Source organism: Streptomyces antibioticus (assembly GCF_002019855.1).
In the GTDB taxonomy this organism is placed as follows: domain Bacteria; phylum Actinomycetota; class Actinomycetes; order Streptomycetales; family Streptomycetaceae; genus Streptomyces; species Streptomyces antibioticus_B.
In genome coordinates this window covers 7,151,856-7,172,288 of the sequence record NZ_CM007717.1, presented here as the reverse complement: position 1 = coordinate 7,172,288, position 20,433 = coordinate 7,151,856, and the positions used below count along the sequence as shown (strand labels likewise).

Genomic DNA, 20,433 nt, shown 5'->3' with positions numbered 1-20,433 from the left:
GTGTACCCGAACACCCTCCGAAAACCCGGTTGATCAGCGGTCTTTACGGAGACCTTAACCTACGGATTCGTAACCTACGGATTCGTAGCCTACGATCCCGTAAGTTCCGGCGCTCGCCCGCCGGAGTGTTCGGCTCCGTTTCGCGTCCCCTGGAGTACCCCGTGACGATCACCTCCCCGCACCTCGGCAGCCCCGCCGTCTGGACCGACGCCAAACTGCTGTACGCGCTGGAGGAAGTGGTCGAGACCGAACTCAACCGGCATCTGAAGGTCGCCAAGGACTGGATGCCGCACGAGTACGTCCCCTGGAGCGACGCCCGCAACTTCCCCGGCCTCTTCGAGGACGGCGAGTCCTGGGACAAGGAGCAGTCGAAGGTCACCGAGATCGGCCGGATCGCGCTCGTCGTCAACCTGCTCACCGAGGACAACCTCCCGAGCTACCACCACGAGATCGCGTCCCTCTTCGGCCGGGACGGCGCCTGGGGCACCTGGGTGCACCGCTGGACCGCGGAGGAGGGCCGGCACGGCATCGTCATGCGCGACTATCTGCTCGCCTCGCGCGCGGTGGACCCGGACAAGCTGGAAGCGTTCCGCATGGCCCACATGAGCGAGGGCTTCGAGTCGGACAACCGCCACTCGATGCTGCACTCGGTCGCCTACGTCGCCTTCCAGGAGCTGGCCACCCGCATCTCGCACCGCAACACCGGCCACCAGTCCGGCGACCCCGTCTGCGACCGCATGCTGGCCCGTATCGCGACCGACGAGAACCTGCACATGGTCTTCTACCGCAACCTCCTCAAGGCCGCGTTCCAGCTCGCCCCCGACCTCACCATGCAGGCCGTGCGGGACGTCGTCGTGAACTTCCGCATGCCCGGCCACGGCATGCCCGGCTTCGAGCGGTTCGCCGCGCAGATGGCCATCGGCGAGGTCTACAACCTGCGCATCCACCACGACGACGTGCTCCAGCCGGTGCTGCGCCACCTCAAGGTCATGGACATCGACGGCCTCGGCCCCGAGGGGCAGCAGGCGCAGGACGAGCTGGGCCTGTTCATGGGCGGCCTGGACTCGGAGGCTTCGAAGTTCGACGAGAAGCTGGCCGCGCGCAAGGCCCGGATGGCGGCCCGCGCCGCCGGCTGACGCGCGAGCGTTCTCGGGCCGGGTCAGCGCGCGCGTCGTAGCTGGAGGCGTTCCTTCTCGGAGAGGCCGCCCCAGACGCCGAAACGCTCGTCGTTGGCCAGGGCGTAGTCGAGGCAGGCCATGCGCATCTCGCACATCCCGCAGATGCGCTTGGCCTCCCGCACCGAACTGCCCGGCTCGGGAAAGAAGAAGTCCGCCCCGGTCTGCGCGCACAGCGCCTCCCGCTGCCAGGCGAGGTCGGGAGTGGAGATCGTGTCCGTGTACATGCCGAGGATCGTGCCGCGCGGCGAAAAACGTTCGATCAACGTCGCATATACGTGCGGTCGGCGTGGTCGGTCATCCGTGCGGGCGGTGCGGCCGGTGGTTCGACGGCGGGCAGTCCGATGGTGGCCCCGCGGTAGGCCCTGACGCACGGCGGCGCGCGGAATGATCCGGACGGCGCGCCGTGACACCAGGCGCCGCGTCGTCACACCGCGCGCCGCACTCCGGCGGCGATTGTCAGTGGGCGGTGCCAGACTCGACAGGGCAGGCAACGGGACCCATCCGAGGAGGGCGCAGATGCTCACCACCCGTTTCGTCGACGGCGCTCCGAACTGGATCGACGTGGGCACGCCGGACATCGACGGCGCGACGTCCTTCTACGGCGCGCTCTTCGGCTGGCGGTTCGAGTCGGCGGGCCCCGAGGCCGGCGGCTACGGCTTCTTCCGGCTGGACGGCAGAACCGTGGCGGGCGGCATGCAGACCACCCCCGAGCAGGGCCCGCCGTCCTGGACGGTGTACTTCGCGACACCGGACGCGGACGCCACGGCCAAGACGGCCGAGCAGGCGCACGGCAGCGTGCTGGTCCCGCCGATGGACGTCATGGGGCAGGGCACGATGGCGATCCTCGCCGATCAGGCAGGGGTGTCGTTCGGCCTCTGGCAGGCGGCGCGGACCAACGGCGTGGACGTCGTGGGCGAGCCCGGTTCGCTGTGCTGGGTCGAGCTGTACACGCCGGACATCGCGGCCGCGGCCGCCTTCTACCAGGCCACGCTCGGTCTGGAGACGTGCGCCGTCGCCTTCCCCGGCGGCACCTACACCAGCGTCAACCCGGCGGGCCTCGGTGAGGACGCCGCGTTCGGCGGGGTCGTCCCGCTGGCCGACGATCCGGTCGAGGCGCGCACGGGCTCGTACTGGCTGCCGTACTTCGAGGTCACGGACGTGGACGAGATCGTGGCCCGGGCGCAGGAGCTGGGCGGCTCGGTGCGGATGCCGGCCACAGACGTGGAGAGCGTGGGCCGGCTGGCCCGACTGGCCGACCCGTACGGGGCACGCTTCGCGGTGATCAAGAGCGCGGGCCCGCAGCAGGCGTGACGCGGGGCGACTGCGCCCGGCCGGGGTGCGGTCAGGCCGAGGCGCGGCGCACCAGGGTGGTCGGCAGGACGAGACCGGCCGGCGGGTCGTCGGTGGCGTTCGGGTCGAGGCGGCGCAGCAGCAGCCGGGCCATGATCCGGCCCATCTCCTCGATGTCCTGACGCACCGTGGTCAGCGGCGGGTCGGTGCCCTCGGCGACGGGCAGCATGTCGTCGAAGCCGACGACGGCGACGTCCTCGGGCACCCGGCGCCCCTGCTCGCGCAGCACCCGCAGGGCGCCGGACGCGGCGAGGTCGTTGGCCGCGAAGACGGCGTCCAGGTCGGGCCGGCGGGCGAGGAGTTCCCGCATCGCCCGCTCACCGCCGCCCGGCGTGAAGTCGCTCTCCGCGACGAGATGCGGATCGGCGTCGCCCCGTACGTCCCGGAACCCCTGGAGCCGGTCCGCGGCGGAGGTCTGGTCGAGGGGTCCGGTGATGTGCGCGATCCGGGTCCGGCCGAGGCCGGCGAGATGGCGGACGGCCGCGCGGGCGCCGCCGCGGTTGTCACTGTCGACGTACACCGCGGCCTCGGGGCCCCCGTGCCAGTCCGGCCGGCCGCCGAACACGGTCGGGATGCCGGCGCCGCGGATCAGACCGGGCAGCGGGTCGTCGAGGTGCAGGGAGAACACCAGCGCGCCGTCGACATGGCCGCCGGCGAGATAGCGGGCCACGCGCGCGTGGTCGTCCCGGCCCTCGGTGAGCAGCAGCACGAGTTGGTTGTCGTGGGCCGTCAGCTCCTTGCTGATGCCGCGGAGCTGGAGGGCGAAGAAGGGGTCGGCGAAGACCCGGGTCTCGGGTTCGGCGATGACGACGGCGACCGCGTCGTGGCGTCGCGTCACCAGGCTGCGTGCGGCCTGGTTGGGCACGTACCCCAGTTCCTCGACGGCCTGCCGCACCCGCTCGACGAGCGGCTCGCGGACGCCGTCGCCGCCGTTGACGACCCGTGAGGCGGTGGCCCGGGAGACACCGGCCCGCGCGGCCACGGCCTCCAGGGTGGGGCGTGGCGCGGTCTCGGTCACGACGGGGCTCCTCCTCGGTGGATGCGGGACAGGATAACTCCGCGAGGCCAGGTGAAAACGCCCAGTCGCCCCAGTCCGCGCCCCCTGGGGCATCCCCTATGCCTCCCCCTTCTTCGCCCGGCTCGGCTGGACCCGTTTCGGCTCGCCCGGCATCTTCGGGTACTCCGGCGGATACGGCAGGTCGCCCAGCCCGTGCTCGTGTTCGTCGCGGCGGGCCAGTTCGAGGAGGGCGTCGAGGGAGAAGGCGTGATCGTCCATGTCCGCGTGGACGTCCCCGAGTTCGGCGAACCGGGCGGGCATGGTCGCGATGTCGAAGTCAGCGGGATGCGCCACCCCCACCTCCTCCCAGCGCAGGGGCGCCGAGACGGGCGCGTTCGGGCGAGGCCGCACGGAGTAGGCGGAGGCGATGGTCCGGTCACGGGCGGTCTGGTTGTAGTCGATGAAAATCCGCTCGCCCCGTTCCTCCTTCCACCACTTGATCGTGACCTGGTCCGGCATGCGCCGTTCCATCTCGCGGCCGACGGCGATCGCGGCGCGGCGCACCTGGGTGAAGGTCCAGCGGGGCTCGATCGGCACGAAGACATGCAGCCCACGCCCGCCGGAGGTCTTGGGCCAGCCGCGCAGACCGCCGAACTCGTCGAGTACGGCGCGCAGTTCGTGGGCCGCGCGGACCGCGTCGTCATAGTCCGTGCCGGGCTGCGGGTCGAGGTCGATACGGAGTTCGTCGGGACTGTCGACGTCGTCGCGGCGCACCGGCCAGGGGTGGAAGGTGAGCGTCCCGAACTGCGCGGCCCACAGCACGGCCGCCTCCTCGGTCGGGCACATCTCGTCGGCGCTGCGGCCGCTGGGGAAGGTGATGTGAGCGGTCGGGATCCAGTCGGGCATGTTCTTCGGCGCCCGCTTCTGGAAGAACGACTCCCCGCTCACCCCGTCGGGGTAGCGCTCCAGGGTGGTGGGCCGGTCGCGCAGGGCACGCAGAATGCCGGGCGCGACGGCCTGGTAGTAGCGGGCGACGTCCAGCTTGGTGAACCCCCGCTCCGGAAAGAAGACCTTGCCGGGACTGGACAGCCGCACCGTCCGTCCCCCCACCTCCAACTCCACCGCATCACCCATGCGAGCCACGCTAGGCGCAACCCCGAAAGCACGCATACCGGGCGATCCGGTAGGCGGGGGCGCAGAATCGCACTATGGATCTCCCGGTCATGCCGCCCGTCAAGCCGATGCTCGCCAAGTCCGTGGCGGTGATTCCGGAGGGGATGCAGTACGAGGCGAAGTGGGACGGGTTTCGGGCGCTCGTGTTTCGGGACGGGGGTGAGGTCGAGCTGGGGAGTCGGACCGGGAAGTCGTTGACCAGGTATTTTCCGGAGTTGGTGGAGGCGTTGCTCGGGCGGGTGCCGGAGCGGTGTGTGCTGGACGGGGAGATCGTGATCGCGCGGGAGGGGCGGCTGGACTTCGACGCGCTGACGGAGCGGATCCATCCGGCGGCCTCGCGGGTGCGGACGCTCGCCGAGCGGACGCCGGCGTCCTTCGTGGCGTTCGATCTGCTCGCGCTGGAGGACAGTTCCCTGGTCGACGTGCCGTTGGCCGAGCGGCGCGAGCTGCTCGCCGCGGCGTTGCGCGGGGTGACGCCGCCCGTGCATCTGGCGCCGGCGACGACGGATGTCGAGATCGCGCGGCGCTGGTTCGAGGAGTACGAAGGCGCGGGTCTGGACGGGGTCATCGCCAAGCCGCTCACGCTGCGTTATCTCCAGGACGAGCGCGCCATGTTCAAGGTCAAGCACGAGCGCACCGCGGACGTGGTCGTCGCCGGGTACCGCCTCCACAAGAGCGGGCCGGTCATCGGCTCGCTGCTGCTCGGGCTGTACGACGACCGCGGCGCCCTTCAGCACGTCGGGGTCGCGGCGGCGTTCACCATGAAGCGGCGGGCGGAGCTGGTGGAGGAGCTGGAGCCGTTGCGGATGGAGGATGTCTCCGGGCATCCGTGGGGCGCCTGGGCCGACGAGGCCGCCCATGAGAGCGCCCGGCTGCCGGGGGCGCCGAGCCGGTGGTCGGGGAAGAAGGACCTGTCGTGGGTGCCGTTGCGGCCGGAGCGGGTGGCCGAGGTGGCCTACGACCATATGGAGAACGGCGCCCGCTTCCGGCACACGGCCCGGTTCCGCCGCTGGCGCCCGGACCGTACGCCGGAGAGCTGCACGTACGCGCAACTGGAGGAGCCGGTGCGTTACGACCTCGCCGAGATCCTCGGCACTCCGCCCGCGGCGCCGGCGCCCTGATCAGGGGGTCATGAGGATCTTCACCGCGCCGTCCTGCTTGTGCTGGAACATCTCGTACGCGTGCGGCGCCTCGCTCAGCGGCAGCCGGTGCGTGGCGAAGTCGTCGACGCCGAGCGGGTCGTCATCGGTGAGGTAGGGCACGATGTCGTCGCTCCAGCGGCGGACGTTGGCCTGGCCCATGCGGATCTGGAGCTGCTTGTCGAACAGGGTGAGCATCGGCAGCGGGTCGGTCATCCCGCCGTAGACGCCGACCAGGGACAGGGTGCCGCCGCGGCGCACCATGTCGATGGCCATGTAGAGGGCGGCGAGGCGGTCGACGCTGAAGCGTTCCGCGAGCGGGCCGCTGATCTGGCGCGGCAGCATCGCGGCGGTGTTCTGGACCAGCCTGGCGGCCGCGCTGCCGTGCGCCTCGGTGCCGACGGCGTCGATCACGGCGTCGGGTCCGCGCCCGTCGGTCTCGTCCCGGACGGCCTCCACGAGTTCCTTCTCGCTGTCGAAGCCGCGCAGGTCGAACGTCTCCACCCCGCGCCCCCGGGCCCGCAGCAGCCGCTCGTCCACCAGGTCCACCCCGAACACCCGGCCCGCGCCGCGCGCCAGGGCGACCCGGCAGGCCATGTCACCGATGGGGCCGAGGCCGAGCACGGCCACGGTGCCGCCCTCGGGGACGTCCGCGTAGGCGACGGCCTGCCAGGCGGTGGGCAGCACGTCGGAGAGGTAGACGAACCGGTCGTCGGGCGGCCCCTCGGGGACCTTGATCGGGCCGAACTGCGCCTGCGGCACCCGTAGATACTCGGCCTGGGCGCCCGGCACCGCGCCGTACAGCCGGGTGTAGCCGAACAGGGCGGCGCCCATGCCCTCGCCGGTGACCTGGGTGGTCTCGCACTGGGTGGGCAGCGAGTTGAGGCACATCCAGCAGTTGCCGCAGGCGATCTGGAAGGGCACCACGACCCGGTCGCCCGCCATCAGGTCGGGAACGCCGGCGCCGACCTCCTCGACGATGCCCATGGGTTCGTGTCCGAGGATGTCGCCCGGGGTCATGAAGGGGGTGAGCACTTCGTAGAGATGCAGGTCGGAGCCGCAGAGCCCGGTGGACGTGATGCGGATGACGATGTCCGTCGGCTCCTGGATCTCCGGATCGGGCACGGTCTCCACGCGGACGTCCCGCTTCCCCTGCCAGGTCACTGCCTTCATGGTGTCGCGCTCCCTCCACGGGGCACCGGTCCGCCCGGTGGGTCCGGGGATCCCGGGTCCCGGCAGTCGCCCGGGTACCCGTGCCGCCACGACATGAATCACGGCAGCCCCTCGACCGGCCTCCCCCCGCCATGGCGCACACCAGTCCGACAAGCGCACAATCAAGTCACGGAACGGGGGTACCGAAGGTGGCGGACACGCGACGCGCGAGACGGGCCGTGGCGGCGGTGCTGGCCGCCACGGCGGCACTCTGCCTGACGGCGACCGGCTGCTCCACGTCCTCCGGTCCCCCGTCGGCGGACGACAGCCGCGGCGCGGACCGGCGGCCGAGCCCCAACCCCACGCCCCTGCCCACCGGCACGCCCACGGCCACCGCGACGGAAACCCCCGCCGTCGGCCCGGTGCTCGCCGTGAAGATCGACAACGCCCCCGCCGCCCGGCCGCACACCGGCCTGGACGCCGCGGACATCGTCTACGTCGAACAGGTCGAGGGCGGCCTGAGCCGTCTGATGGCGGTGTACGCGACCGCCGTGCCGAAGTCCGTCGGGCCGGTGCGCAGCGCCCGGGAGTCCGATCTGGAGCTGCTGGGACAGTTCCGGGAACCGGTGCTGGCGTTCTCGGGCGCGCAGGGCAAGCTGCTGCCGCTGATCGACCGGGCGCCCGTGGACCCCGTGACGCCGTCGGACGTGTCCGGCGCCTACTACCGGGGCACGAGCCGGGCCGCCCCGCACAACCTCTATCTGCGCCCGGCCCGGCTGCTGCCCACCCCGCCGGGCCCGGCCGGGCTGACCACCGGTTTCCGGTACGGCCCGGCCCCCGGGGGCGGCACGCCGAAGGCCACGCGGACCGTGCGCTATCCGGCCGCCCGTTTCACCTTCACCTGGTCGGAGCGGCAGGACCGCTGGCTCGTCGCCATGGACGGCCGCCCGGCCGTGACGACCGACGGCAAGCGGCTGGGGCCGGCCACCGTGGTCGTGCAGTACGTGACCGTGCGCCGGTCCGGCTTCCAGGACTTCCTGGGCAACAACACGCCGTACACGGAGACGGTCGGCTCGGGGCGGGCGGAGGTGCTGCGCGGGGGCCGTTCGTACGACGTGCAGTGGACGCGTCCGACCTCGCTGGACGGCACCCGGTTCACGACCGGTGACGGCACGCCCGTCGACTTCGCCGAGGGCCAGGTGTGGGTGGTGTACGCGAAGGCGCCCTGAGGCCCCGCGAGGAGACGCCCCCGTCAGGGCTGCCGCGTGACGACCGGTTCCCCCGGGTTGCGCAGCCCCTCCGCCGCGTCCGCGACCCGGCGGATGAGGTCCAGGAACAGGGTCTGCTCGTCGGCCGAGAGCGGGGAGAGGAACACCTGGTTCATCCGGGCGGTGCGCACGGTCAGTCGGCGGTGGGTACGCAGCCCCTCGTCGGTCAGCGCGAGCAGATAGCGGCGGCCGTCCTCCGGGTCGCGGACCTTGTCGAGCAGGCCCCGCCGGATGAGCCGGCTGATCACCTCGGCGACGGTGGAGCGGTCGAGGCCCACCCGCTCCCCCACCGTGCGCTGGTCGAGGTCCCGCTCCGCGACGAGCGCGTTGAGGACCGCGAACTGGGGCGAGGTGATCTCCTCGGAGACCATCGCGTTCCACAGCAGGTAGTGGGCCTGCTGGAGCCGCCGGGCCAGGTGCCCGGGGTGGCTGGTGAGGTCCACGGCGGCCATGTGCGCTCCTCGGCATGGTGAGAGATTTCGTCGGTGCACTGAACGATACCCGGTGATCCCTTGGGCGTCTCACCCCCGATGAACGATCGGACCGCTCGCGGCCTGGGGTCTTGACTGCGCCATACGGCGATGGCAGCGTGTGACCACCACCTCGGAGAGATAATCAGTGCCCTGATTAATTTGGTGGCAGGCAGAGAGGGGGCTCCCCGGATGGACAAGGTGGTGGCCACGGCCCTGGAGGCGGTGGCCGACGTGCCGGACGGCGCCTCGCTGGCGGTGGGCGGCTTCGGACTGAGCGGTGTGCCCGGTGTCGTGATCGGCGCCCTGTACGAGCGGGGCGTGCGCGGGCTGTCGGTCGTCTCCAACAACTGCGGGGCGATGGAGTCGGGCCTGGCGGTACTGCTCGCCGCCGGGCGGATCGCCCGCGTGACCGGGTCGTACATCGGCGCCAACAAGGAGTTCGCCCGCCAGTACCTGGCCGGGGAGCTGGAGGTCGAGCTGATCCCGCAGGGCACCCTCGCCGAGCGGCTGCGGGCAGGCGGCGCCGGCATCCCCGCCTTCTACACCCCCGCCGGAGTGGGCACCCAGGTCGCCGAGGGCGGTCTGCCGTGGCGCTACGACGGTGCCGGCGGCGTCGCGCTGGCCTCGCCGCCGAAGGAGGTGCGGGAGTTCGACGGCGTGGAGTACGTGCTGGAGCGCGGGATCCGCACCGACTTCGCGCTGGTGCGGGCCGCGAAGGGCGACCGGCACGGCAACCTGGTGTTCAACAAGTCCTCCCGGAACTTCAACCCGCTGGCCGCGACGGCCGGACGGGTGACGATCGCCGAGGTCGAGGAGCTGGTCGAGCCCGGGGAGATCGACCCGGACGCGGTGCATCTGCCGGGGATCTTCGTGCAACGGGTCGTGGCCCTCACCCCGGAGCAGGCGGCCGACAAGAAGATCGAGCGGCGGACGGTGAGCGTCTGATGGCCTGGACACGCGAGCAGATGGCGGCGCGGGCGGCCCGCGAGCTGGAGGACGGGCAGTACGTGAATCTCGGCATCGGGCTGCCGACCCTGATCCCGAACCATCTGCCGGACGGCGTCGAAGTGGTCCTGGAGTCCGAGAACGGCATCCTGGGCACCGGCCCCTACCCCGCCGAGGACCGGGTCGACCCCGATCTGATCAACGCGGGCAAGGAGACCGTGACGGTCCTGCCGGGCGCCTCGTTCTTCGACTCGGCGCTGTCGTTCGCGATGATCCGGGGCGGGCACATCGATGTCGCCGTGCTCGGCGCCATGCAGGTGTCCGAGGCCGGTGACCTCGCGAACTGGGCCGTGCCCGGCAAGCTGGTCACCGGGATCGGCGGGGCCATGGACCTGGTGCACGGCGCCCGCAGGGTCGTCGTCGTGATGACCCACACCGCCAAGGACGGCTCCCCGAAGATCCTCACCGAGTGCGCGCTGCCGCTCACCGGCACGGCGTGCGTGGACCGGATCGTCACCGACCTCGGCGTCCTGGACGTCACACCGGACGGGCTGCGGCTCGTCGAGACCGCGCCCGGGGTGAGCGTCGAGGACGTCGCCGCCGCGACCGGCGCCGAACTGACCGTCGCGGAGGAGCTGTTGTGAGACACGGAGGAACCGCCGTGAGAACCGTCTACGTCGTGGACGCCGTCCGCACCCCGGTCGGCCGCTACGGCGGCGCGCTCGCCGGGGTCCGCCCGGACGACCTCGCCGCCCATGCCGTACGCGAACTCCTCTCCCGTGCACCCGAGTTGGATCCGTCCCGGATCGACGACGTGTACGTCGGGAACGCCAACGGGGCCGGTGAGGAGAACCGCAACGTGGCCCGGATGGCGGCGCTGCTCGCGGGTCTGCCCACCTCGGTGCCGGGGGTGACGGTCAACCGGCTGTGCGCCTCCGGTCTGGAGGCGGTGATCCAGGCGGCCCGCGCCATCGCGGTCGGCGACGCCTCCGTGGCCGTCGCGGGCGGGGTGGAGTCGATGACCCGGGCGCCGTACGTGCTGCCGAAGCCGGACCGGCCGTTCCCCGCCGGGCACTCCGAGCTGTACTCGACCACGCTCGGCTGGCGCATGGTCAACCCGAGGATGGACCCGCAATGGACCGTCCCGCTGGGCGAGTCGGCCGAACTGATCGCCGAGAAGCACCAGATCAGCCGTGCGCGGCAGGACGCGTTCGCGCTGGACAGCCACCGCAAGGCCGCGAAGGCCCGGGCCGAGGGCCTGTTCGACGCCGAGCTGGCGCCGCTGTCCCTGCCGCGGCGCACGGGCGACCCGGTGCTCTTCGACGCCGACGAATGCGTACGGCCGGACGCCTCGCCGGAGGCGATGGCCGCGCTGAAGCCGTCCTTCCGTACCGAAGACGGCACGGTCACCGCCGGGAACGCCTCGCCGCTGAGCGACGGCGCGGCCGCGCTGCTCCTCGCCGACGAGGAGGGGCTGCGGGCCATCGGGCGCGAGCCGCTGGCACGGGTGTCGGCCACCGGGGTCTCCGCGACCGAGCCGCACTACTTCGGGCTCGCCCCCGTCGAGGCCGTGAACCGCGCGCTCGCCAAGGCCGGCCGGTCGTTCGCCGACCTGTCCGTCCTCGAACTGAACGAGGCGTTCGCCGCCCAGGTGCTGGGCTGTGTCGCCGAGTGGCCCGAGTTCGACCCGGCGATCCTCAATCCGCAGGGCGGGGCCGTCGCCCTCGGTCATCCGCTCGGCGCCTCCGGTGCCCGGCTCGCCGGGACGGTCGCCCACCAGCTCGCTCGCCGGGGCGGCGGCACCGGCGTCGCCACCCTCTGCATCGGCGTGGGCCAGGGCCTCGCCCTCGTCCTCGAACGCTGACACTCCCGGGAACCCACATGACTCTCACCCAGCAGGACATCGACCGCGAGATCGCCGCCGAACGGGCCGCCTACGAGAAACGGCTCGCGGACGGCGGCCCGGTCGAGCACCAGCCGCGCCGCGACTACCCGCCGTACCGTTCGTCGGCGCTGCGGCATCCGAAGCGGCCGCCCGTCACCATCGACGTGACCCAGGACCCCGAACTGGTCGAGCTGCACTCCCCCGCCTTCGGCGAACGGGACTTCACAGAGATCGACAACGATCTGACTCGGCAGCACCACGGCGAACCCATCGGCGAGCGCATCACCGTCTCCGGCCGGCTGCTGGACCGCGACGGGCGGCCGGTGCGCGGCCAGCTCGTGGAGATCTGGCAGGCCAACTCGGCGGGCCGCTACGCCCATCGGCGCGAACAGCACGACGCCCCGCTGGACCCGAACTTCACCGGCGTCGGCCGCACCCTCACCGACGCCGAGGGCCGCTACCGCTTCACGACCGTCCAGCCGGGCCCGTATCCGTGGCGGCAGCACCTCAACGCCTGGCGGCCCGCCCACATCCACTTCTCGCTCTTCGGCACGGCGTTCACCCAACGGCTCGTGACCCAGATGTACTTCCCGGGCGACCCGCTGTTCCGCTACGACCCGATCCTCCAGTCGGTGACGGACGACGCGGCCCGGCAGCGGCTGGTCGCGACCTACGACCACGCCCTGTCGGTGCCGGAGTTCTCGCTCGGCTACCACTGGGACATCGTGCTCGACGGGCCGCGGGCCACCTGGATCGAAGAAGGACGCTGACCTGCCATGACACGCATCGACCCCAGCCGGCCCGAGACCGTGCTGCCCACCCCGTCGCACACCGTCGGACCGTTCTACGGCCATGCCCTGCCGTTCCCCGGCGGCGGCGACATCGCCCCGGCCGGCCATCCCGCCACCGTCACCCTCCAGGGGTATGTGTACGACGGCGCGGGCGCCCCGCTGCCGGACGCCTTCCTGGAGCTGTGGGGCGCCGGTCCCGACGGACGGGTCCCGCACACCGACGGCTCCATGCGCCGCGACCCGGCCACCGGCGGCTTCCTGGGCCGCAACGGCGTGGAGTTCACCGGCTGGGGCCGGGTGCAGACCGACGCCGACGGCCACTGGACCGCCCGGACGCTGCGGCCCGGCGCGCGCGGGACCAGCGCCCCCTACGTGAGCGTGTGCGTGTTCGCGCGCGGTCTGCTGGTGCACCTCTTCACCCGGATCTATCTGCCCGGCGACGACCCCGCGACGGCCGCCGCGTTCGCCGCCGACCCGCTGCTGTCCCGGCTGGACCCGGCGCGGCGCGACACGCTGATCGCCTCCGACGACGGCGCGGGCACCTACCGTTTCGACATCCGCCTTCAGGGCGAAGGCGAGACGGTCTTCCTGGAGTTCCAGTGACACCAGCGACACCCGCGACACCAGCGACACCCGCTCACCCCGACGACGCCGGTCTGCTCGCCCCCGGGTGGACCGGCTCCCCCGCCGCCGCGGCGACCGCCGACGGCGCGTTCCTGCGCGCGCTGCTCGACGCGGAGGCCGCGCTGACCCGCGCCCAGGAGTCCCTGGGGCTGACCCCCGAGGGGGCCGGGGCGGCGGTCACCCGGGCGGCCGCCGGACCGTACGACGTCCGGTCCCTGGCCGAACGGGCCCGTGCGGGCGGCAACCCGGTGATCCCGCTGGTCGCCGACCTCACGGCGGCCACCGGCGAGACGTTCGGACCGTACGTCCACCGGGGCGCGACCAGCCAGGACATCATGGACACGGCCACCATGCTGGTCGCCGCCCGCGCCCTGGACCTGGTGCTGGCCGACCTCGGCCGCACCGAGCGGGCGCTCGCCGCGCTCGCGGCCCGGCACCGGGACACGCCCATGGCCGGCCGGACGCTCACCCAGCACGCCGTGCCGACGACCTTCGGGCTGAAGGCCGCCGGCTGGCGGTCGCTGGTCCTCGACGCCCGCGACCGGGCGACGGCCGTACGGGACGCGCTGCCCGCCCAACTCGGCGGCGCCGCGGGCACCTTGGCGGCCTTCGGCGCGTACGGCGCCCCCGACGCGACGGCGCTGCCCGCCGCGTACGCCGGTGAACTCGGCCTGCGGGCACCGCTGTTGCCGTGGCACACACTGCGCACGCCGATCGCCGACCTGGCCGGGTGCCTCGCCTCCTCGGCGGGTGCGCTGGGCAAGCTCGCGGCGGACGTGCTCACCCTCTCCCGCACGGAGATCGCCGAGGTGGCGGAGGGCGGCGGCGGCGGGGGGTCGTCCGCCATGCCGCACAAGGCGAACCCGGTGCGCGCCACACTGATCGCGGCCGCCGCCCGGCGCGCCCCGCAGCTCGCGGCGGTGCTGTACGGCTGTCTGGTGGCCGAGGACGAGCGGCCGACCGGGGCCTGGCACGCCGAGTGGGAGCCGCTGCGGGACCTGCTGCGGCTGGTCGGCGGGGCGGCCCGAGACGCCGCCGAGCTGGCCGAGGGGCTGCGGGTGCGGCCGGACGCGATGCGGGCGAACCTGGACCTCACCCATGGACTGATCGTCTCCGAGCGGCTGTCCGCCGAACTGTCGTCCGTGCTGGGCCGGGCCCGCGCGAAGGAGCTGCTCACCGAACTCGCCCCGCGTACCACCGCGGAGGGCCGCCCGCTCGCCGAACTGCTTTCGGAAGAGGCCGAGTTGCGGGGCATCGACCTCGGTGCTCTCACCGACCCGGCCCTCTACACCGGATCCGCCGGGATCCTCACCGACCGCGCCCTGGAGCGACGTTGACCGAGAAGCTGCTCAACCATCGTGCCGAGGGCCCGGATACGGCGCCCGCGCTGCTGCTCGGTCCCTCGCTGGGCACGTCGTACGCGCTGTGGGACAAGGTCGCGCCCGAACTGTCCGTCACGCACCGGGTGGTGCGCTGGGACCTGCCGGGGCACGGCGGCTCCCCCGCCGAACTGATCGGCCCCGGCGCCACCGTCGGGGATCTGGCCCGGCTGGTGCTGGCGCTCGCCGACTCCCTGGGTCTGGACCGGTTCGGGTACGCGGGGGTGTCGCTGGGCGGTGCGGTGGGACTGCACCTGGCGCTGCACCACCCGGAGCGGGTGTTCCGGCTGGCGGTGATCTGCTCGTCGGCCCACTTCGGCGGGGCGGCGCCGTGGGAGGAGCGGGCCGCGCAGGTGCGGGCCGAGGGGCTCGATCGGCTCGCGGAGAGCGCGAACGCCCGCTGGTTCACGTCCGGTTACACCGTGCCGGAGCTGGTGGCCGACCATCGCGCCGCCGACCCGGGCGCGTACGCCGCCTGCTGCGACGCGCTCGGCGCGTTCGATCTGCGGGAGCGGCTGGCCGAGGTGAGCGTGCCCACGCTGCTGGTCGCCGGGCGGCAGGATCCGGCGACACCGCCCGCGCATCTGCGGGAGATCGCGGACGCGGTGCCGGACGCGACGCTGGTCGAACTCCCCGGCGCCTCGCACCTGGCGCCGGCCGAGCGGCCCGAGGCGGTCCTCGCCGCGCTGCGGGCCCACTTCGACGGGCTCGCCGGGCGGGGCATGGAGGTGCGGCGCCAGGTGCTCGGCGACTCTCATGTGGACCGTGCGCAGGCCCGGCAGTCGCCGTTCACCGCCCGGTTCCAGGACTTCATCGCGCGCTACGCGTGGGGCGAGATCTGGACCGACCCGACACTGAGCCGCCGCGAGCGCAGCATGATCACCCTGACCGCCCTGGTCGCCCACGGCCACCACGACGAACTGGCCCTGCACGTCAGGGCGGCCCGCCGCAACGGCCTCACGCCGGAGGAGATCGGCGCGGTCCTGCTCCAGACGGCCGTGTACTGCGGTGTCCCGGCCGCGAACGCGGCGTTCGCGACGGCCCAACGGGTGCTGGAGGAAGAGGAGTAGAGGAGAACCGGGTGCGCCGCTAGTCGGAGTCCAGCGCGCCCAGTCCCTTCAACGCCTCTTCCGCCGTCGTGACCAGGCTGTCCGCGCCGCAGGTGCGGGCCAGGGCGAGGCCGCGGTTGAGTTCGGAGACCGAGCGGGCCAGAACGCCGTACTCGACGCGGGCGGCCGCGTGTTCGTACTGGCAGGGGGACGACTCCAGGTAGGTCGCCGCCTGTTGGGCCAGACGGACCGCGCGCTGTCCGGTCTCCAGGGCGGCGGCGCAGCGCAGGGCCTCGCCGATCGCCGTGTCGGTGCCGAGGCGTTCGGCCTGGCGGCGGGCCTCGGAGGCGAGCCGGGCGGCGCGGGCCGGGTCCTCGGTGGCCAGGGCGCGAGCGAGGTCGACGGCCCAGGGGACCATCACCGGGTTGAGGTGGCCGCGGGCGGCCGCCGCCTTCTCGGCCTCCTCCAGTTCGTTGACGCCGTCCTTGAAGCGGCCGACGGCGAGCAGCAGCCGGCCGCGCACGGAGCGCGGGTCGGGCAGCACGATCGTGGACGGGTAGGGCGGTCCGAAGTCGAACTCCTCGGCGACCCGCCACGCCTCGTCGACATGGCCGCGGGCGAGCAGGACGTCGACCAGGTTGCAGGTGGCCGACCAGTACAACGGCAGTCCGCGCCCGACGCGTTCGGCGAGGACGAGGGACTTGCGCAGGGACTCCTCGGCCTCCTTGAGACGGCCGCGGCGGCGCAGGCCGAGCCCGAGGTAGGCGTGGGCCAGGGAGGTGTGGCCGCCGCTCCAGCCTGCCGACTCGTAGGCGCGGACGGCTTCGTTGAAGAGGGTGTCGGCGCGGTCCAGGCGGTCGGTGTAGGCGTAGGAGCTGGCCAGCATCATCAGCAGTTCGATGCCCCACTGGGGGTCGGTCCAGCCGAGGCCCGGGGCGAGGCGGCCGTTGACGAGGGCGCGGTCGCAGAACTCGATGACCTCCTCGGCGTTCTCGCCGTGGGTCATGGCGTCGAAGCCGCGCAGGATGAGCAGGGCGCGTTCGGAGTTGTCCCGGCCGGCGCAGGTCGCGGCGAGCCGGGCCAGCCGGTCGGAGCGGGCCGGGGAGGCGACCTCCGCGTGGATGCCCTCCCACATGAACTGCACCGCCTGGAGCCGCATCTTGGCCGGGCCCGGGGCGTGCCGGGCGGCCTCCGCCTCGACGGTGCGGACGGCCTCCCCCAACTGGTCGTTGTGCATCAGCGCCTGGGACAGACGGATCACGGCGTCCACCCGCAGATCGCCGTCGAGGCCGGTCATGGCGAGGGCGGTGCGCAGATGGTCGACGGTCTTGGCGGGCGCGGTCAGCAGGGTGGCGCAGCCGAGGTCGTAGAGCACCTGCGCGTGCACCTCGGGGGCGGGCGGTTCGGCCAGGGCGCGTTCCAGACAGCGGCGGGCCGCGTCGGGCGCGCCGACGGCGAGGTGTTCGCCGGCCGCGCCGCGCAGTTGCTCGACGAGTTCCTGGTCGCCCTCGGGGTGGACCTGGATCAGGTGCCGGGAGGCGGCCGCGAGTCCCTTGCCCGCGTCGGTGACGACCTGGGCGGCGATGCCGTGCATCGCGGTGCGCAGACTGCCGGGGATGGAGTCGTAGACGGCGGTCGCGATCAGCGGGTGGACGAACTCGAGGTCGCCCTCGGCGACGGGCGCGGCCGCCGGGTCGGGGTCGGTCAGGATGCGGGCGGTGCGCAGGAGTTCGGCGCAGCGCACCGCGTCGTCGCGTTCCATGACGGCGAGCCGGGCCGCCTCGTCGATGGAGATGCCGACGCCGAGGATCGCGGCGGCCATGGCGAAGCGGGTGGCGTCGACGCCCAGTTCCTCCAGGCGGGCGACGAGTCCGCCGCCGCGGGCCGACTTGCTGAGCGGGCGCAGCTCGATGGCCGACGCCTCGCTCGGTTCGAAGCCGCTGTCGCCGACCTTGGCGAGGAGTTCGACGGTGTCGTAGGGGTTGCCGTCGGTGACGGCCCACACCTCGCGGCAGAACGCGCCGTCGGCGTGCGGGCCGAGGGTGGCGCGGGTGAGCCCGGCGACGGCGGCCGGGGTCAGCGCGCTGAGGCTGGTGACCGAGGGGCCGGCGACGGCGCCGATCGTGGCGAGGTGGTGGGCGGCGTCGCCCTTGATCTCGCCGGGCCTGCGGGCGACGACGACCAGCACGGACAGGTCGTCGAGGCGTTCGACGAAGGCGGCGAGCCAGCGCAGGGTCTCCAGGTCGGCCCAGTGCGCGTCGTCGATCAGCAGCACGAGCGGGTAGTAGCGCCTGGCGAGGCGTCGTACGGCGGCCACCAGGCCGTCGCACACGGCCTGCGGGTCGGGGTGCCCCTCGCCCGGTTCCGCTATGCCGAGGGCGGGTCCCGCGATGTCGTACCAGTCGCCGAGGTACTCGCGGGCCTCCTCCGGCAGCAGGGACAGCAGCGCCGGCTGGAGCAACTGCCGTACCACGTTGAAGGGGACGGCCCGTAGCGTCTCGCCGCCGCGGGCCGACCACACCGTGCAGTTGCGGGCCTCGGCGATGCGACGGGTCTCGGCCAGGAGTGCCGTCTTTCCCAGTCCCGCCTCGCCCCGGAGCACCAGCAGATGGCCCGAGGAGGACCGGTCGGCGCACAGGGTGTCCACCGCCTGCGCCAGAACGGCGACTTCCGCGTCGCGCTCCCACAGGGAAGCCGAGGCGGCCGCGGCCGGCCGTACCTCCGTCATCCCGCTACCTCCCCAAGTCGCCCGAACGACGTACAGACCACGAGCGTAGCCCTCCGGCGGCCCGTTCGGAGGCCGGTCCGCGCAGGTCCTGCCTCGACGGGTGACGGCGCGGCCCCCGGCAGGGCCCGACGGGCCTGCGGGGACGGCCCCGGAACGTCAACGACGGGCGACGCGAACCGAATTGACGTCGATTTCCCGCCAGCGGCGCCACGAGGGCGCGGGGAGGCGCCGGAGGGGCGCCGGCACGGATCGGGCTCCCTCTCATCCGCCTTTCACCGATGCCAAATACGGTGGGGGTATGACGCAGGTGACTCCTCCCGGGTGGTACCCCGACCCGGGGCAGAAGAATGACGGTCCCGCCACCGAACGCTGGTGGGACGGCACGGCATGGACGGACCAGACCCGCCCCGTGGGCTCGGCCGCCCCTTGGGGTCCGACCGCGCAGGCGCCGGCCGACGGAACGTACGGCGCGTACGGGGCGTACCCGACGTATCCGGCGTACCCCTCGCCCCCGGTGGGCGGCGGGCGGCGCGGGCTGCGCACCGGGATAGCCGTGGCGGTGGCGGTCGCGGTGCTGGCCAGTATCGGGGTCGGCGTGTGGGCGCTGGCCGGGGACGACGGCGGCTCGGGCGGCGGCAACGGCACCGCGCAGGGGTCCGGTGGACAGGACGGCGGGTCGTTCGGCGGGTCCGGGGGCTCCGGTGATTCCGGGGGCTCGGGCGACTCGGGCGGGTCCGGAGGCCCAGGTGGCTCCGGGGGCTCGGGTGGGGACACGCCCTCCCCCGGCGAGTCCGAGGCGCCGAAGATCAAGAGCGGTTCGGTGCCCGACCCGATCAACGGCATCAGCATCCCGATCCCGGACGGCTGGACCGGGCAGCAGATGAACGTGGGCGCGCAGGTGTCGTCCGACTCCACCTACCCCTGCCCCGGCGACACCTCCAAGACCTGCACCGAGGGCGGGGTGTACTCGGCGCCGGCCGAGGTGCTGGAGGCCACGGGCGACACCGCCGAGGAGGTGGCCAAGGCGGACATCGCGAAGAACGCGGAGGACTCCTACGGCGGTGACACCTACGGCGCGATCACCTCGCACAAGGTGCTGGCCTCCAAGGCCGTGACGGTGGCCGGGCAGAAGGGCTACCTGGTGCGCTGGCAGGCGGTCACCAGCAAGGGCGCCGACGGGATCGTCGAGTCGGTGGCCTTCCCGGCCCCGGCCGACACCGGACGGCTGGTGGTGCTGCGCTTCGGCGTCGACGCCGACCAGAGCGCGTCGGTCATCGACACCATCCTCAAGGGCGTGAAGGTGTCCAAGGGCGGTGGCAGCGGACAGGACGTCTGAGCCGCCGCGTCCGAGAGGCCGGAAGCACACCGGCCGGGTGGGGCGCCCCTCCGCTCAAAGGGGAGCCCCGCCCGGCCGGGGGTTGCGCGCCGCCCCCGTCCCCACGGTGCGGCGCGGTCAGGTCACCGTCCGGTCATCCCGGGGACGGCGGCCTGGGTCTGGGTGGGGGCCCGCGCCCCGGCGGGTGCCGGTGGCGTGCCCTGGGCGAGTCCGAGCGCCGGGAGGACGGCGGCCTCCACGAAACGCACCAGGTAGTCCTGGTCGGCGTACTCCCCGTCCACCACGGGACGGGCCCGGATCACTCCGAACATCTGCGCCGGTACGTACTCCAGCGCGGGATGGTCCGCGGCGACCTCCCCGCGTTCGACGCCGCGCCGCAGGATCTCCCGCAGGGCCTCGATCTCGGGGTCGATCAGCGCCTCGCGCAGCGCGAGCGCCAGTTCCTGGTCACCGGTGACGGCGTGGCCGAGGGCCTGGAGCAGCTTGGTGTCGTTCGTCGACCAGCGGCCGGTGGCACGGGCGGCCTCGCGCAGGTCCGCGGCGAGGGACCCGGTGTCGATCCCGGCGAGCCGCGCGGTCCGGCGCGAGCGCAGGGCCGCGACGACGAACTGCGGCTTGGTCTTCCACTGCCGGTAGAGCGTGGACTTGCTGCACCGGGTGGTGGCGGCGACCCCCTCCATGGTGACGGCCTCGTATCCGCACTCGCGGATCTGTTCCAGGACGGCGTCGAAGAACTCCTGCTCGCGCTGGGGCGTGAGCTTGGAGCGGCGCGTGGCGGTGACCGGCTCCGGTCCGTCCGCGGCCTGCGACGTCATCGTCCCTCCTCATGTCCGGCGTGGCGTGGTTCCAGTGTGGCGCATGTCAATCGATACGCCAGTGTACCGGTACTCGAACGTATCGGTACACTGCCGTATCGGTACGACACCGTATCGATCGATCAAACGCACCACCGTCAGTGAAGGGGCC

19 protein-coding genes are annotated in these 20,433 nt (G+C 73.1%); 12 read left to right on the top strand and 7 right to left on the bottom strand.

All coding sequences use genetic code 11. From position 1 onward, the window contains the following. Positions 1-161: 161 nt before the first annotated feature. Positions 162-1,136, top strand: coding sequence for an acyl-ACP desaturase (locus AFM16_RS32590; protein ID WP_030789577.1), 975 nt, complete (start codon positions 162-164; stop codon positions 1,134-1,136). Between the two features lie 23 nt (positions 1,137-1,159). On the opposite strand, the gene AFM16_RS32585 is transcribed toward AFM16_RS32590, so the two are convergent. After that, entirely contained in the window at positions 1,160-1,402 is a 243-nt protein-coding gene (locus AFM16_RS32585) for a WhiB family transcriptional regulator (RefSeq protein WP_051780625.1), read from the bottom strand. Positions 1,403-1,694: 292 nt separating this feature from the next. Between AFM16_RS32585 and AFM16_RS32580 the strand changes: the two genes are divergently transcribed. Further along, positions 1,695-2,489 (top strand): VOC family protein, encoded by a 795-nt coding sequence (locus AFM16_RS32580; protein WP_030789571.1) that lies wholly within the window; start codon positions 1,695-1,697, stop codon positions 2,487-2,489. A 31-nt stretch (positions 2,490-2,520) separates the two neighbouring features. On the opposite strand, the gene AFM16_RS32575 is transcribed toward AFM16_RS32580, so the two are convergent. Continuing rightward, complete coding sequence (locus AFM16_RS32575; protein WP_030789568.1) at positions 2,521-3,546, bottom strand: LacI family DNA-binding transcriptional regulator; 1,026 nt, start codon at positions 3,544-3,546, stop codon at positions 2,521-2,523. 96 nt (positions 3,547-3,642) lie between these two features. After that, positions 3,643-4,659, bottom strand: a complete 1,017-nt coding sequence (ligD, locus tag AFM16_RS32570; protein WP_078636052.1) for a non-homologous end-joining DNA ligase — start codon at positions 4,657-4,659, stop codon at positions 3,643-3,645. 74 nt (positions 4,660-4,733) lie between these two features. Here ligD and AFM16_RS32565 point away from each other — a divergent pair, with 74 nt between their 5' ends. Continuing rightward, complete coding sequence (locus AFM16_RS32565) at positions 4,734-5,819, top strand: ATP-dependent DNA ligase (protein WP_078636051.1); 1,086 nt, start codon at positions 4,734-4,736, stop codon at positions 5,817-5,819. Here the strand turns inward: AFM16_RS32565 and AFM16_RS32560 are convergent, their stop codons facing one another. Beyond that, positions 5,820-7,010 (bottom strand): zinc-dependent alcohol dehydrogenase, encoded by a 1,191-nt coding sequence (locus tag AFM16_RS32560; RefSeq protein WP_030789559.1) that lies wholly within the window; start codon positions 7,008-7,010, stop codon positions 5,820-5,822. A gap of 188 nt (positions 7,011-7,198) precedes the next feature. Here AFM16_RS32560 and AFM16_RS32555 point away from each other — a divergent pair, with 188 nt between their 5' ends. Next, a complete protein-coding gene (locus AFM16_RS32555; protein ID WP_245177855.1) occupies positions 7,199-8,218 on the top strand; it encodes a DUF3048 domain-containing protein in 1,020 nt (339 codons plus the stop codon). A 23-nt stretch (positions 8,219-8,241) separates the two neighbouring features. Here the strand turns inward: AFM16_RS32555 and AFM16_RS32550 are convergent, their stop codons facing one another. Continuing rightward, the gene (locus AFM16_RS32550) at positions 8,242-8,709 is read right to left on the bottom strand and encodes a MarR family winged helix-turn-helix transcriptional regulator (RefSeq protein ID WP_030789555.1); all 468 of its coding nucleotides are present in this window, start codon (positions 8,707-8,709) and stop codon (positions 8,242-8,244) included. 210 nt (positions 8,710-8,919) lie between these two features. Between AFM16_RS32550 and AFM16_RS32545 the strand changes: the two genes are divergently transcribed. The 7 genes from AFM16_RS32545 to pcaDC are packed head-to-tail and all read left to right on the top strand — an operon-like array spanning position 8,920 to position 15,424. Continuing rightward, positions 8,920-9,675 carry a CoA transferase subunit A gene (locus AFM16_RS32545; protein WP_030789553.1) on the top strand — a complete coding sequence of 252 codons (756 nt, stop codon included), beginning with the start codon at positions 8,920-8,922 and terminating at the stop codon, positions 9,673-9,675. After that, positions 9,675-10,319, top strand: coding sequence for a CoA transferase subunit B (locus AFM16_RS32540; RefSeq protein WP_078636049.1), 645 nt, complete (start codon positions 9,675-9,677; stop codon positions 10,317-10,319). Before AFM16_RS32545 ends, AFM16_RS32540 begins: the two co-directional genes overlap by 1 nt. 17 nt (positions 10,320-10,336) lie before the next feature. Next, complete coding sequence (locus AFM16_RS32535) at positions 10,337-11,539, top strand: thiolase family protein (RefSeq protein ID WP_078636048.1); 1,203 nt, start codon at positions 10,337-10,339, stop codon at positions 11,537-11,539. A gap of 17 nt (positions 11,540-11,556) precedes the next feature. Further along, positions 11,557-12,330, top strand: coding sequence for a protocatechuate 3,4-dioxygenase subunit beta (pcaH, locus tag AFM16_RS32530; RefSeq protein WP_078636047.1), 774 nt, complete (start codon positions 11,557-11,559; stop codon positions 12,328-12,330). A gap of 6 nt (positions 12,331-12,336) precedes the next feature. After that, positions 12,337-12,954: a protocatechuate 3,4-dioxygenase subunit alpha gene (gene pcaG / locus AFM16_RS32525; protein WP_078636046.1), complete on the top strand. Its 618-nt coding sequence runs from the start codon at positions 12,337-12,339 to the stop codon at positions 12,952-12,954. Beyond that, positions 12,951-14,312, top strand: a complete 1,362-nt coding sequence (gene pcaB, locus AFM16_RS32520) for a 3-carboxy-cis,cis-muconate cycloisomerase (RefSeq protein WP_078636045.1) — start codon at positions 12,951-12,953, stop codon at positions 14,310-14,312. The genes pcaG and pcaB overlap by 4 nt, the downstream gene beginning before the upstream one ends. Then, the gene (pcaDC, locus tag AFM16_RS32515; RefSeq protein WP_078636044.1) at positions 14,309-15,424 is read left to right on the top strand and encodes a bifunctional 3-oxoadipate enol-lactonase/4-carboxymuconolactone decarboxylase PcaDC; all 1,116 of its coding nucleotides are present in this window, start codon (positions 14,309-14,311) and stop codon (positions 15,422-15,424) included. Before pcaB ends, pcaDC begins: the two co-directional genes overlap by 4 nt. A gap of 19 nt (positions 15,425-15,443) precedes the next feature. On the opposite strand, the gene AFM16_RS32510 is transcribed toward pcaDC, so the two are convergent. Beyond that, the gene (locus AFM16_RS32510; protein ID WP_078636043.1) at positions 15,444-18,131 is read right to left on the bottom strand and encodes an ATP-binding protein; all 2,688 of its coding nucleotides are present in this window, start codon (positions 18,129-18,131) and stop codon (positions 15,444-15,446) included. Positions 18,132-18,429: 298 nt separating this feature from the next. Here AFM16_RS32510 and AFM16_RS32505 point away from each other — a divergent pair, with 298 nt between their 5' ends. After that, positions 18,430-19,467, top strand: a complete 1,038-nt coding sequence (locus AFM16_RS32505; protein WP_078636042.1) for a DUF2510 domain-containing protein — start codon at positions 18,430-18,432, stop codon at positions 19,465-19,467. A 122-nt stretch (positions 19,468-19,589) separates the two neighbouring features. Here the strand turns inward: AFM16_RS32505 and AFM16_RS32500 are convergent, their stop codons facing one another. Beyond that, a complete protein-coding gene (locus AFM16_RS32500) occupies positions 19,590-20,282 on the bottom strand; it encodes a TetR/AcrR family transcriptional regulator (RefSeq protein ID WP_245177854.1) in 693 nt (230 codons plus the stop codon). Between the last annotated feature and the right edge of the window lie 151 nt (positions 20,283-20,433).